Source organism: Phycisphaeraceae bacterium (assembly GCA_015709595.1).
GTDB lineage: Bacteria > Planctomycetota > Phycisphaerae > Phycisphaerales > SM1A02 > CAADGA01.
In genome coordinates, this window is sequence record CP054178.1 from 3,507,234 (window position 1) to 3,520,482 (window position 13,249).

The window sequence follows — 13,249 nt, forward strand, 5'->3', positions numbered from 1 at the left end:
CGCGTGCGGGCGGGTGGGATGAGCCGGGCGGCCGTCGGGTCGGCGGCCCAGGTCAATCAACGCAGATCCTCACCACGTCGAAGAACGAGTCGAAGCGGAAGGCGAACACCGGAACGATCACGACGTGACGAACGGAGAGGCGGATAGCGCCGGTGGAGCTCACGTACTTCGCCGCGTCTCGATCGAGGAAGTCGTTGGCCTGGTCCACCTGCCCGATGGCGTGGATGCCGATCTGTTCGTACTGGCTGGTGTTCCAGTTCCACAATCTCACGCGGGCCGTGCCGCCGGTCGAGTTGATGCGCGACTCGACGTGAACGTCCACGTGCGTCGGCGACTGCTCGGTCGTCTGCGTGTCGAAGACGATCTCCATCGAGTGCAGGTCCGTGAACGTCTGTCCGAAGCCGGACTTGGTGCGAAGGTATTGATCGTCGGAGAGCCGCAGTTCGGGGATTCCGCCCGTCATCAGGTTCCCGCGCACCACGGAGAAGCCGGTGATGCTGGTGACGAGGTTGGCCTTCACGACCACGGAGGTCGCCGTGTAGGTCACGTCAAACTCGTAGTCGCACAGCGACTCGTCGGCGACGACGGTGAGTTGCCCCGTACGGGAGGCGGCGTTGAGGATGGTAAACTCGGCCCCATTCTTGGGAAGGAAGCCGTTGATGGCGGAAAGCAGCAGCACGCCGTTGAGGTTGGCCGCCCCGCTCACGGTGAGCACATCGTGCTCCGTGCCCGGTGAGAGGCCGCCCAGTTCAATCTTGAGGGCTCCGTTCTCACCCTGCGTGTAGGCGCCGTTGATGCGCAGGTTGCCGGCGGAGGCGCCCGGCGAGACCACGCCCCCGCTGTTGTTGACTCCCACGTTGACGTTGCCTGAACCGCTGAGAACGCCGCCCTGCAGCGAGAACGGACCGGACGAAACGCCCAGTGAACCGTCCACGTGCGTGGTTCCGGCGGTTTGAACCCAGTCACCCGTCCGGTTGAGCGTTGACCCCGCCTGGACGAAGGCGTCGCCGGCGACGGTCATCGGCGCTGTCGCGATCGTCATCACGGAGTTGTTGATCACGCGGAGCGTGCCGTTCTGGGTGAAGCCGCGCGTGTCAATGACCATCCCACCGGGCTGATCCGACTGGATGGTGCCGCGATTGATGATGTTGATCAGATCCACGCCGAACTGACCGGTGCCGCGGATCGTGTGACCCGCCTCGTGCTCCAGCACGGTGATGTTGCCGAAGTTGTAGAGAATCCGATTGCCGCCGTTGTCGGACATGCGGAGTTCGCCCGTACCTGTCAGGATCACGGTTTCGGTGCCGATGCGGATGTCCGCGGCGTTGCCTGCTGATTCAAGCGAGAGAACGCCGTTGTTCGTGACCGTATTGGCGAGAACCAGCGACGTTCCGTCCGGCACGGAGACGGTCCCCTGGTTCACAAGCCCATCGATGACCGAAGTCGGTCCCACCATCTGAATCAGCCCGGTTCCGTCGGTCTCCAGCACACCGCCCTTGATCCCCGAGCTCCACAGTTGCACCACCGAACCGGCTTCCGCCCGAACCACGCCGTCGGTGTTGTCGAGCCCCGTGTTGACAAGGCGCATCAATCCGCCGCCGATCGCCTGCAGCATGCCGGTGTTGAAGTTGTCGGCGACGCCGCCGCGCAGGTCGATGAAGAGCCCGGTCGCCTGATCCGCCTGGATCAGCCCGCGATTGGTGAGATGGATCAGGTCCACACCGAACTGGCCCACCCCGCGAATGGTGTGGTCGGTGTCATTCTCGAGTCGCGTAATGCCGCCGAAGTTGTAGAGCAGCCGGTTGGAGGCATTGTTGCCCATCCTCAGTTCACCGCCGCCCGTGAGAAGGACCGGGCTGGTGTGGATGCGAACATCGGTGGCCGTCCCCGTGGACTCAAGCGAAATCAAGCCCTCGTTCTGGATGGTTCCGGCGAGGATCAAGAATGACCCGTTGGGCACGCGGAACAGACCCTCGTTCGTCACGTCGGTCAGCGAAGAGGGTGAGCCAGCGGTCTGGAATGCGCCATCCCCCGTGGTGCGGAGCGCTCCGCCGACGATCCCGGAGCTTTCCAGTTGAATGACCGACCCGGCCTCGGCCAGCAACTGCCCCCCGGAGTTGTCGATGCCGGTGTTGACGATGCGCATCGCCCCGCCGCTCGTCGCCTTCATCGTTCCCAGGTTGATGTTGTTCGACTGGTCGCCTCGGAGATCCACGACCAGCGCCGTGGGCTGATCGGCCTGAACCAGTCCGCGATTGGTCAGGTGGATGAGGTCAAGCCCCAACTGACCTGAACCGCGAATCGTGTGATTGACGTCGTTCTCCAGCGTGGTGATGCCGCCAAAGTTGTACAGCAGGCGGTTGTTCGGGTTGTCCGTCATGTGAATCTGGCCTGAGCCGGTCAGAATCGTGGGAACCGATGCCAGCCGAAGGTCGGTGGCGGCGTTGACGCCCTCCATCGAAATGATCTGGTTGTTGGTGATCGTGCCGGCAAGCACCAGCATCGCGCCGTTGGGCACTCGGAGTGAGCCGAGGTTCGTCACGTCGGTCAGCGATGAGACGTTTCCTGTTGCAAAGATGCCGCCGCTGCCGCCCGTGGTCAGCGAGCCGCCGACAATCCCGGCGCCCTCAAGCGACACCGCCGACCCGTTGTTGGCCCGGATCACGCCCCCGGTATTGTCAAGTGGCGTGTTCAGGATGCGGAGCGTGCCGCCGTTGGAGGCGCGCATCACGCCGGAGTTGGAATTGGCGCTGCCTCGCCAGTCGATCACCAGCGGATTGACTTGGTCGGCCTGAATGGTTCCACGGTTGTCGACGTTGAGAAGATCGAGCCCGATCGCGCCCGACCCCGCGATGGTGTGCTGCGTGTCGTTGGTCAGCCGGGCGATCCCGCCGAAGTTGTAGAGGACGCGGTTGTTCGGGTTGTCTGACAGGCGCAGGAGGCCCGAACCGCTCATCGTGAGATCGACGCCGAGGCGCAGATCGGTGCTGGCGCCTTCCGAGTTCACGAACAGCGTGCCGTTGTTCACGAGCATCGGGTTGGAGACAAGGGCCAGGAAGCGGTCATTCTGAATCTCCACCAGGTCGCCCGCGTTGATGCGCAGCCCGTGAATGGCCACGTTCAGGTCCATCAGCACGCTGGTCGCCTGGCCGCTGCTGCCATCCACGATGACGAAGTAGTTCTGCCCGCCATTGCCGTTGTTTGGCACGAACGAGGTGTCCCAGTTCGCCAGGTTGCTCCAGTTCCCCGTGTTGGGACCGATCCAGGTCGCATCGACCTGCCCCAGGGCCGAGCCGCCAGTCACCAGCCCTGCCGCCGCCGCCACGCCGAATCCCGTCCATCGCCGATTGAACGCCTTCATTTGATCGCCTCCTCCGGGTGCGAAGTGACCCAGTCAGAAGGACGTAGCGTTCGGCGTGGCGAATCTGAAACCAGCCGCGATGTTTTTCTGGTGTATCCTCTTGGAAGCGTCGGCCGGAGCCATTCGCGTGCTGGTTCACTCCACCCATGTCACCCTGCTCGCCCGGCTTGCCGACGTGGAAGACCACGCCGCGTGGACCGAGTTCGCCGCACGCTACGGCGACCTGATCCGCAACGTCGCGGAGCGCAAAGGACTGCAACCCTCGGATTGCGATGACGTGGTCCAGGACGTGCTGCTCGCCCTGACCCGTCGGATGCCCGGATTCGAGTACGACCCGACCAGGGGCAAGTTCCGTTCGTATCTGAAGACCGTGACGCTTCACGCCATTTTCCGGCGATCGCGTCAGAAGGCGGGCGATGTGGAGCTAGAGGGAATGGGGTCGCGCGCCGAGGCGTTCGGCGCCGAGACGCCATCCGATGAGCAATGGGACTTGGAATGGAGGCAGTACCACCTGCGCCTGGCGATGCGAACGATCGAAATCGAGTTCTCCGAGCAGGACCGCCAGGCCTTCTCCCTGTACGCCATTGACGGGCGTGACGCCCGCGACACGGCGGACGAACTGGGCCTGAGCGTGGATCAGGTGTACCAGGCCAAGTCGCGCATCCTGCGGCGACTGTCCGCTCTGGTCGCCGAACAGGTGGCCGAGGAAGGTTGATCCCCGTCACGTCATGTCCGTGCCACCCCGCGCCCACGCCATGAATCACGAGACGACGACATGGTTCAGTGACGAGGAGCGGCTGCTGGGCGAGGTCCGCGCGGCGCGTCAGCGCGGCGGGAAGCCGCCGGTCATCTCCGGGTATGACGATCTGGCTGAACTGGGTCGCGGCGGACAGGGCGTCGTCTACCGGGCGGTGCAGCGATCCACCGGACAGCGCGTGGCGATCAAGGTGCTCCTCGATGGCGGCCTGGCGTCTGAGTCGTCTCGCCGACGATTCGAGCGCGAAATCGACCTGGCCGCCCGCCTGCGGCATCCCAACATCGTGCGCATCTACGACAGCGGCGAGTCGCAGGACGGACGGCTCTTCTTCGTGATGGAGCATCTCGACGGCGTCTCCCTTGCCGAGCACCTGCGCGGCCTGGGTGATGCCGCGACGATTCCCATCGATGACATCCTTCGGCTGTTCATCCGCATCGCCTCGGCGGTGAACTTCGCTCACCAGCGCGGCGTCATTCACCGCGACCTCAAGCCATCCAATGTCCGGATCGACGCCGCCGGAGAGCCCCATGTCCTCGACTTCGGCCTGGCCACGCTGGCGGACGAATCGCACGGCGGTGCGGTATGGCGAACCATCTCCAGCGACCACTTCGTCGGCTCGCTGCCGTGGACCAGCCCGGAGCAGGCGCGCGGCGAAGGCACCAACGCCGACACCCGCACCGACGTGTACGCCCTGGGCGTCATGCTCTACCAGGCGCTCACCGGGCGCTTCCCCTATCCGGTCGAGGGGCCGGTCCGCGAGTCGCTCAATCACATCATCGAATCGACGCCGCTGCGTCCGCGCGCGCTCAACCGGCGTATTCCCGACGAGGTGGAGACGATTCTCCTGAAGGCGCTCGCCAAGGAGCCGCCCCGCCGATACCAGAGCGCGGGCGAGTTCGCCGAGGATCTGCGCCGCTACCTCGAAGGCCAGACGATTCTGGCCCGCCCGGACACGCTTCGATACCGCACGGTCAAGTTCGTCCGCCGCAACCGGCTGGCGGTGACGGCCGGCTCTCTTGTGCTCGCCTCCCTGATCGTGGGGCTGGGCGTGTCCATCTGGCAGGCCGGCGTGGCCCAGAATCACCGCACCCGCGCCGAGCGCCGCTTCGAAGAGGCCAGGCGATTCGTCCGCACGCTCATTTTCGAGTCGGATCAGTTCACGCGCGATCTGCCCGGACGCACGCAGGTGAAGGAGCTCATGGTCTCCCAGGCGCTTCCATACCTGGACCTTCTCACCGCCGAGTCAGGCGGAGACCCTTCGCTGGAAGTGGAGCTGGCAAGCGCGTACCTCAAGATCGGCGACCTGCAGGGACGACCCAACACGCCCAACCTCGGCGACACCGCCGGCGCCCTGGCCAGCTACGGCAAGGCGCTGTCGATCATCCACCCCCACGCCACCGAAGCCAACCCCGAGGCGAGACGGGTGGAAGCGGAGCTTCGAGCCGGTCGCGCCGATGTGCTGGCGTGGCGCGGCGACCTGACCGAAGCATTGGACGAGGCGCGGGCCGCCAACAGGATTCGCGCCGCGCTGAGCACGCGAGCCAACCCCGATCTCAACGATCACGTCATGCTGGCCTTCAGCCACGTGCGGCTGGGCGACCTGCTGGGCAACCCGAGCTTTCCCAACCTCGGGCGATCAGATGAGGCGCGGCAGCAGTACCACCAGGCCGAGTCGATCATTGTTCCGCTGGAGCGGGCGCAGCCGCAGAGCTTCGGCGTGCGCCGCGTCCTCGGCGTTGTTCACGAGCGCCTGGGAACGCTGCTGGAATCGGCGGGACGGCACGCCGAGGCGGCCTCGCACTTCACGCGGTCCCTCGAGGTTCGCCAGGCCCTCGCCGCGGCCTTTCCCGAGGATATCAACGCCGTGCGCGACCTCGCCATCGCCCTGGAGAAGATGGGCAATGTTCAGAGCGCTTCCGGTGAGACCGAGGCGGCGATGACGTCCTACGTGGAGGCCTCGCGTCACTTCGACGCGCTCGCCGCCAATGACCCCGCCAACATGGACGCCCGCCGCACCAGCGCGGTGCATCACGAAAAAATCGGCAACCTGCGGCAGTTCGACGGCGACGTGCTCGGCGCGGTGAAGTCGTTCGAGGTTGCGCTTGACGGGTACCGCACCGTCATGGAGCGCGACCCGACCAGTCGGCAGGCGAGGCAGATGTTCGCCATCGGCTGCATCAAGGTGGGCGACGCGCTGGGTCACCCGGCCTTCCCCAACGCCGGGAAACCGGAAGAAGCCCGCGCCCACTACCTGCGCGCCCTGGAGACCTTCGAGCGACTCGTGCAGGAGGATCCGGACAACCCCGGTCGTCAGCGCCTCCTGGGGCTTTCGCAGGAGCGCGTGGGCACGATGCATCTGTTGCTGGGAGAACGCGCCGCGGCGAGAGCCATGTTCGAGCAGTCCTCGCGCCTCCGCGATGAGCTGGCCCGCCGGATGACGGGCGATCCGGAGATTCAGCGCGACGCCGCCATCGCTCATCAGAAACTGGGGGAGGTTCTGGACGAGGAAGGCGACCTCTCCGAATCCATTCGACAACTCGCGGAAGCACGGGATCGGTTCGAGCTGCTGACGGCGCGGCACCCGGACAACCACCAGTTCCGGCGCGACGTGGCGGTCGTCAGTGGACGGCTCGGCGACGTGCTCGCAAGACAGGCCGCTCTCATTGCCGACGCCGCCGATCGCACCCTTCACTGGCGCCGCGCCCGCGAGGCCTACGCCCGGGCGCAGGCGCTCTGGCGACGTCTCGAGGAGGCCGACCGTCTCAGCGACCACGACCTGGCGATGGCGCCGCGGCTGGCGGAGTCGGTGGCGCGGTGCGACGCCGCCCTGGCCGACCTGGTGCGGGCGTCCGTTGAAGATGATCAATGAGGCGCCGCGTCAGCGGGCGCCGGCCGCCTTCTTGGCCGGCCGGAAGATGCGGAAAAGTTTCTTCACCGGGTCGTAGAACTCGTCGATCACCCGCTCCTTGAGCGGAATGATGGCGTTGTCCGTGATGGTGATGTGCTCCGGGCACACCTTGGTGCAGCACTTGGTGATGTTGCAGTAGCCGAGGTTGCCGTCATCCTTCAGATCCTTCAGCCGGTCTTCGGTGTCCAGCGGGTGCATCTCCAGCGCGGCGGCGTAGACGAAGAACCGCGGTCCCCAGAACTCATCGTGCTTGTGGTGGTCGCGCAGCACGTGGCAGACGTCCTGGCACAGGAAGCACTCGATGCACTTGCGGAACTCCTGCACCCGGTCCACATCCGCCTGGTCCATGCGCCAGGTGCCGTCCGGCGCATCGGGCTTGCGGGGGGTGAAGGGCTTGATCCGCTTCTTGACGCGGTAGTTCCACGACACATCGGTGACGAGGTCGCGGATCGACGGAAAGGCGTGCATCGGCTCGATGGTGACGGGCTGGTCCGTCGGCAGCGTGTCCATGCGCGTCATGCACATGAGTTTGGGCATGCCGTTGATCTCGGCGGAGCACGACCCGCACTTGCCGGCCTTGCAGTTCCAGCGGCAGGCCAGGTCCGGCGCGCTTTCCGCCTGGATCTGATGCACGCAATCAAGCACCACCATGCCTTCGGTGACGTTGGTGGAGTACTCCTTGAACGAGCCGCCGTTCTTGTCGCCGCGCCAGATTCGGAAAGTGACTTGGGGCATGGTGGAGTCCGAAAGTGCTGAGTGCCGATTTCCTGATGCCTGTTACCTGCTGCCTTCCCCACTCACTTCGCCTGCTCCTCGATGATCTGCTTCAGTTCCGGGGGAAGCGGCGTGAGCGGCTGACGCACCACGTTCATCGACCCGCCCGCGCCGGGCCGCAGCACGATGTTGAAGCCGCCGTACTCCTCGCTCTTGCTCGGGTAGTCCTCGCGGAACTGAGCGCCGCGGCTTTCCTTGCGCTCGATGGCCGCCTTGGTCACCGCCTCGGCGACGGTGAGCAGGTTGGCCAGATCGACCGCCGTGTGCCAGCCGGGGTTGTACTCCCGGTTGCCCGGCACGCCCACGTTGGCCGCCCGTTTCTTCAGATGCTCGATCTTGTCGAGCGCTTGCTCCATCTCGCTCTGGATGCGCACGATGCCCACCAGATCCTGCATGAAGCCCTGCAGTTCACTCTGGATCGCGTAGGGGTTCTCCCCCCGCTCACCCCGCTCGAACGGCTCGAGAGCGCGCCGCTCCGCCTCTTCCACCTGCGCCGGGTTGATCGACCCCGCCCCATGCTGCCTGGCGAACGCCGCCGCGTACTCGCCCGCCCGCTTGCCGAAGACCACCAGGTCCGACAGCGAGTTGCCGCCCAGCCGGTTGGCCCCGTGCAGCCCCGCCGCCACCTCGCCCGCCGCGAACAGCCCGGGCACCGTGGACATCTGCGTGTCGCCATCCACCTTCACGCCGCCCATCACGTAGTGGGTGGTCGGGCCGACCTCCATCGACTCCTGCGTGATATCGACGTTGGCCAGCTGCTTGAACTGGTGATACATCGACGGCAGCTTCTTCCTGATGTGCTCCGCCCCGTTGGGAACCTTCTCCTTGATCCACGCGATGTCGAGGAACACCCCGCCGTGCGGCGAGCCGCGACCCGCCTTCACCTCGCGGTTGATGCAGCGCGCCACATGGTCGCGCGTGAGCAGCTCCGGCGGGCGGTTGGCGGACTTGTCGCCCGTCACGTATCGCCAGCCCTCCTCGGCGTCCCTGGCCGTCTGGTTGCGGTAGTTCTCGGGAATGTCATTGAACATGAAGCGCTCGCCCTTGTTGTTGAGCAGGCGCCCGCCCTCGCCGCGCACACCCTCGGTCACGAGAATGCCGCGCACGCTGGGCGGCCAGACCATCCCCGTGGGGTGAAACTGCACGAACTCCATGTCCATCAGGTCCGCCCCGGCGCGGAAGGCCAGGGCGTGCCCGTCGCCGGTGTACTCCCACGAGTTGCTGGTGATGCGGAAGGCCCGCCCGATGCCGCCCGTCGCCAGCACCACCGCACCGGCCTTCCATACGCGGAAGCGACCCAGTTCGCGGTCATACCCGAACACGCCGACGACGCGCCCGCCATCCATCAAAAGCGTGTGGGCCGTCATCTCCATGTAGACATCAATGCCCTGGTGAATCCCATGATCCTGCAGCGTGCGGATCATCTCCAGCCCGGTGCGGTCGCCCACGTGGGCCAGCCGCGGGTAGCGGTGCCCGCCGAAGTTGCGCTGGAGGATGCGGCCGTCCTTCGTGCGGTCGAACACCGCGCCCCATGCTTCCAGTTCGCGCACGCGCTCGGGGGCTTCCTTGGCGTGCAGTTCCGCCATGCGCCAGTTGTTGAGGTACTGCCCGCCACGCATGGTGTCGGCGAAGTGAACCTTCCACGAGTCGCGGTCATCGACGTTGGCCATCGCCGCCGCCATGCCCCCCTCGGCCATCACCGTATGGGCCTTGCCCAGCAGCGACTTGCAGATGACCGCGACGCGGCAGCCGCGCGCTGAGGCCTCGATGGCGGCACGAAGCCCCGCGCCGCCGGCTCCGATGACGATGACGTCGTGTTCGTGAATGATGAAGCGGTCGGAAGACATGCGGCGACTTACTCCTCGGGTTGACGGCGAAGTGCTGAGTGCTGGGTGCTGAGTGCTGAGTTCACCACTCGGTCGCCTGCCGGCCGTTCGGACGGGCGTCGCCGGGCCGGCCCTCCGCGAATTGACGCCCGGAGCACGCCGATCAAACGCCCGGTCTCTTCGGCAATCGACATCATCGTGCGGAACTCGCCGTCGGTCAGCAGTGCGGCGTCGTGCGCGGCATACAGAACCGACCGCACCTCGGCGCATGACGCTTTGGCGGTCGAAAGAAACTGACGGAACTCGGCGGGCCGCGATCGCTCGAATCCTTCGGCGACATTTGACATGATCGAAATGGATGCACTGCGGATCTGATTCACCATCGCGTACTCGCGCGCGAACTGCGGCTCGCGCGTCACGCGGTACACCTGACGCGTCAACTCCCGCGCCCTCTGCCACCCGATGATGTCCTCGAACCGCTCAATCGCCATGGCACACACCGTTCAATGGGTCCTTCACCTTCCGAACTCAGCACTCAGCACTCAGCACCCAGCACCCAGCACTCTCCCACCCCTACACCAACCGGTAATCCACCCACACCCCCGCCGCCGTCAGCCGCACGTACACGTCCGTGAACCCCACCCAGAACAGCGACAGCCACGCCCACAGCATGTGCTTGCGATTCAGGCACGAGACGCAGTCGTACGCCTTCTTGCGGCCGGGGTGCTTTGACATCAGGTCGAACCGCCCCGCCACCAGGTGACGCAGCGAGTGGCAGCCGAACGTGTAGCCGCCCAGCAGGATGGGGTTGATCGTCAGCACCAGCGACCCCACGCCGATGCCGAAGGACTTCGACCCCGTCGCCGGGTCGGTGAAGATATACGACACGATCGCGTCGTACGTCAGGATGAAGATGAACAGAATCGCCAGGTACAGGAAGTAGCGGTGGACGTTCTGCAGCACCAGCGGAAACCACCGCTCGCCCCGGTACTTCGTCCCCCGGAACCCCGGTTCGCCGACGGCGCAGCTCGTCGGATCCTGCCAGAAGGCCTTGTAGTACGCCCCGCGGTAGTAGTAGCAGGTGAAGCGGAAGCCGCCGGGCATCCACAGGATCAGGAACGCGGGCGTGATGGGCATGAAGGCGATGGCCGCGGGAATCCACGAAGGCCACGCGCCGAACCACGAGTGCCCCGTCCGCACCACGTTCCCCGCCCCGTCCACCCAGTGGGGCGAGTCCCACAGCAGGGGCGAGTACATGGGCGAGAGGTAGTGGGCGATGGAGGCCCCGCCCCCGAATACGCCCACCGACGCCGCTCCCGCGTGCGAGCCGTAGTTGTCCCCCTGCCACGCCGCCCACGTGCCGTACACGATGAACGCGAACAGCCCGAGAAACGTCAGCAGCGGCTGAAGCCACCAGCGATCCACCCGCGATGTCTGCGTGAACGCCCGAACCTGGGGCAGCGGAAGATCCGTTCGTGCCATGAAGCAGCGCCTCCATCCGACCGTCTGCCCGGTCGCGGGGCACGGGTCCCGGGCCGGGATCGAACAGGATATCGGGGGCGTGGGATCATTCCAGCCGCCGCGCGGGATTCAGGGGGAGTTCCCTGATCTTCCGCCACGCCGCAGGCCGACTCGCTCCATGCCCCGTGTGAAGACGCGGTCGCTTCGACTGGCCTCCCCCTGCCGCCGGATGCCGATGGCCGCGTGCCCGTGCCGCAGCCGGGAGTCGTGAGAGGGCGGGAGTATCGACGCACTCGCAGCGTGGGGTGAGGGCTCGAACCACACCATCGCCCGAAGCAGACCGAACAACCGCACATCGAACAGGTGGGATTCCCAAGGCGTCATCCCACCCTACTCAACCGGCTCCGCCTCCTCCACGAGCATCCGCTCAAACGCGGGCAGCCGCACGATCACGCACTTGTGCTCCAGCGTCGCGGCGCGATGTGGCAGCGCGCGGTCTTCGCCCCAGCGGGGCGCGGGAATGTAGTCACGGGCGCCAGCCCGTGGGAACGGTAGAGAAAGAATCCCGCCCCGGCAGGGGCGGAGGCGTTGTCTCGTACTTGATGCGCCTTGCGAGATTGATCGTTCCGACGCATGAGATCAACGCGGATCGGTGCCGATGGTCGAGCCGATGGTCGAGCGATTCCTTTGCCCCTCCGGGGCAATATGTAAGGGGGGGACTCGACCCACGGGTTCCGCTCGCCCCCCCCCCCCCCACGGGGGGGGGTCGATCCACCCGTTGCTACATTCCGCCGCCCCGCTGGGGCGGGTTCCTGGGATGAACCCAGCCGCAATAATACTCGCTGCGCCTTGAAACAAACCCCTGTACATGTGCGAACCGCTATCGTTGCCATCGACCCAGCGATAGTTCAACCCACGCGAGGATCTGGCCAACGAAACTTCATGTGTCCTCGGTAGAAACGATCCTTGAGCCACGCGAGGTCAGACGTCCAATCCGCCACAGCAACCGACATGTCTTTGCGAGTCTCAGCGGCGTACTTTCCGACGAGCCATGCAATGTGGTACGCCATTGCTTGGAGGCGTGGTCCTGATCCTGCGGCCCCCCAATCGGCGCAGTGTGGTGGGATCGACGCTCTCTGAAAGGCGAAATCGAGAATGCCGTGCCTCTGCTCGCGCGTCAAGGTCGAAGTCTTCCCGACTTCGTAGCCGCATGCTTTGAGCAACGATTCGTTGTGTGCCCATTCCGTGAACGTGCGCTTACCACTCTTTCCGGATCGCGGCTGCACCCAGATCTTCACCCAGCCGGGCCATCCCTCCGAGACATACTCGAGTCCTGGATGCGTTGTCCGGAAGCGATCCAAGACACCCAGATGGCTGTCACCATCGAACGGATCCTGTCCATTGGCGATCATCGCGACGAGAAGTTCCTGGCTCAACACATGCAGGTTCTTACCCGTCCGCAGTTCAATCTGGCCGTCCACGAAGTCGCGGCTCCAGTCCTCCCTTCCAATGATGATCACGCCCACATCGTCGGACGCACCCTCGCATGGATCAAGGCCATGGCGCTTGAGGAACGCCACGAAGTCCAACGCACTAAACGGCTTGCACCCGGTGACCATGATCGGCCCCGATGTCAACCACTCTGGCATCGTGACATCACCACTCGTCAGCCAATCCCGAAGCACCGAATCATTGAATGGATTGGACCCGGCAACCGCGGTTTTAGCGATCTGTTGATGGAGCAGGAACTCCTCCTCGATCTCAGGCTTGCACTCGTGAAGTAACGATGCATACGGCAATCCCTCAAACCGGTTCTGGGCGACGAGGATCATCAACTCTCGCGCCAGACCCATTGCTCCGACAACTTGGACAGCTCGGGCAAGCTCCTCTCGCGATTCGCACGATGCGACGAACTCCTCAAGGCAGTGCTCGCCAAACAGTTCATTGAGGCGCTGAATCCGCGAATCTGGTGACTCTACCACCTCGTACCGATTGTCAACCCACTCCCACGCACGCCCGACATCCTGAATGTCGTCATCGTGCATCCAACGGTACTCACGACGATCAAGGGAGACCGTGAAGGTGTCCTGCATGGTGCATCCTCGCACTTCGTGAGGTGTACGCGGTTACGACGTGCCCTGCACACAGGATAATCGACTTCG

General features: G+C 65.2%; 8 protein-coding genes. 2 read left to right on the forward strand and 6 right to left on the reverse strand.

Translation table 11 applies throughout. The features are described 5' to 3' along the window. Positions 1-52: 52 nt before the first annotated feature. On the reverse strand, positions 53-3,361 hold the full coding sequence (locus HRU76_14915; protein QOJ18796.1) for a hypothetical protein: 3,309 nt from the start codon (positions 3,359-3,361) through the stop codon (positions 53-55). 79 nt (positions 3,362-3,440) lie between these two features. On the opposite strand from HRU76_14915, the gene HRU76_14920 reads away from it, so the two are divergent. Together HRU76_14920 and HRU76_14925 are read left to right on the forward strand one after the other, a co-directional pair. Beyond that, a complete protein-coding gene (locus HRU76_14920; GenBank protein ID QOJ18797.1) occupies positions 3,441-4,076 on the forward strand; it encodes a sigma-70 family RNA polymerase sigma factor in 636 nt (211 codons plus the stop codon). A 13-nt stretch (positions 4,077-4,089) separates the two neighbouring features. Next, the gene (locus tag HRU76_14925) at positions 4,090-6,987 is read left to right on the forward strand and encodes a protein kinase (protein ID QOJ18798.1); all 2,898 of its coding nucleotides are present in this window, start codon (positions 4,090-4,092) and stop codon (positions 6,985-6,987) included. 9 nt (positions 6,988-6,996) lie between these two features. Here the strand turns inward: HRU76_14925 and HRU76_14930 are convergent, their stop codons facing one another. The 5 genes from HRU76_14930 to HRU76_14950 form a co-directional block, all read right to left on the reverse strand. After that, complete coding sequence (locus tag HRU76_14930; protein ID QOJ18799.1) at positions 6,997-7,761, reverse strand: succinate dehydrogenase/fumarate reductase iron-sulfur subunit; 765 nt, start codon at positions 7,759-7,761, stop codon at positions 6,997-6,999. A gap of 62 nt (positions 7,762-7,823) precedes the next feature. Next, a complete protein-coding gene (locus tag HRU76_14935; protein QOJ18800.1) occupies positions 7,824-9,647 on the reverse strand; it encodes a fumarate reductase/succinate dehydrogenase flavoprotein subunit in 1,824 nt (607 codons plus the stop codon). Between the two features lie 8 nt (positions 9,648-9,655). Beyond that, the gene (locus HRU76_14940) at positions 9,656-10,117 is read right to left on the reverse strand and encodes a four helix bundle protein (GenBank protein QOJ18801.1); all 462 of its coding nucleotides are present in this window, start codon (positions 10,115-10,117) and stop codon (positions 9,656-9,658) included. 82 nt (positions 10,118-10,199) lie between these two features. Then, positions 10,200-11,108, reverse strand: a complete 909-nt coding sequence (locus HRU76_14945; protein QOJ18802.1) for a succinate dehydrogenase — start codon at positions 11,106-11,108, stop codon at positions 10,200-10,202. Positions 11,109-11,995: 887 nt separating this feature from the next. Next, a complete protein-coding gene (locus tag HRU76_14950; protein QOJ18803.1) occupies positions 11,996-13,180 on the reverse strand; it encodes a hypothetical protein in 1,185 nt (394 codons plus the stop codon). Positions 13,181-13,249 lie beyond the last annotated feature (69 nt).

What these genes read in the sequence shown, in the direction of transcription:
- HRU76_14915 (QOJ18796.1), bottom strand. Translation starts at nt 3,361, where the DNA reads ATGAAGGCGTTCAATCGGCGATGGACGGGATTCGGCGTGGCGGCGGCG.
- HRU76_14920 (QOJ18797.1), top strand. Translation starts at nt 3,441, where the DNA reads ATGTTTTTCTGGTGTATCCTCTTGGAAGCGTCGGCCGGAGCCATTCGC.
- HRU76_14925 (QOJ18798.1), top strand. Translation starts at nt 4,090, where the DNA reads ATGTCCGTGCCACCCCGCGCCCACGCCATGAATCACGAGACGACGACA.
- HRU76_14930 (QOJ18799.1), bottom strand. Translation starts at nt 7,761, where the DNA reads ATGCCCCAAGTCACTTTCCGAATCTGGCGCGGCGACAAGAACGGCGGC.
- HRU76_14935 (QOJ18800.1), bottom strand. Translation starts at nt 9,647, where the DNA reads ATGTCTTCCGACCGCTTCATCATTCACGAACACGACGTCATCGTCATC.
- HRU76_14940 (QOJ18801.1), bottom strand. Translation starts at nt 10,117, where the DNA reads ATGGCGATTGAGCGGTTCGAGGACATCATCGGGTGGCAGAGGGCGCGG.
- HRU76_14945 (QOJ18802.1), bottom strand. Translation starts at nt 11,108, where the DNA reads ATGGCACGAACGGATCTTCCGCTGCCCCAGGTTCGGGCGTTCACGCAG.
- HRU76_14950 (QOJ18803.1), bottom strand. Translation starts at nt 13,180, where the DNA reads ATGCAGGACACCTTCACGGTCTCCCTTGATCGTCGTGAGTACCGTTGG.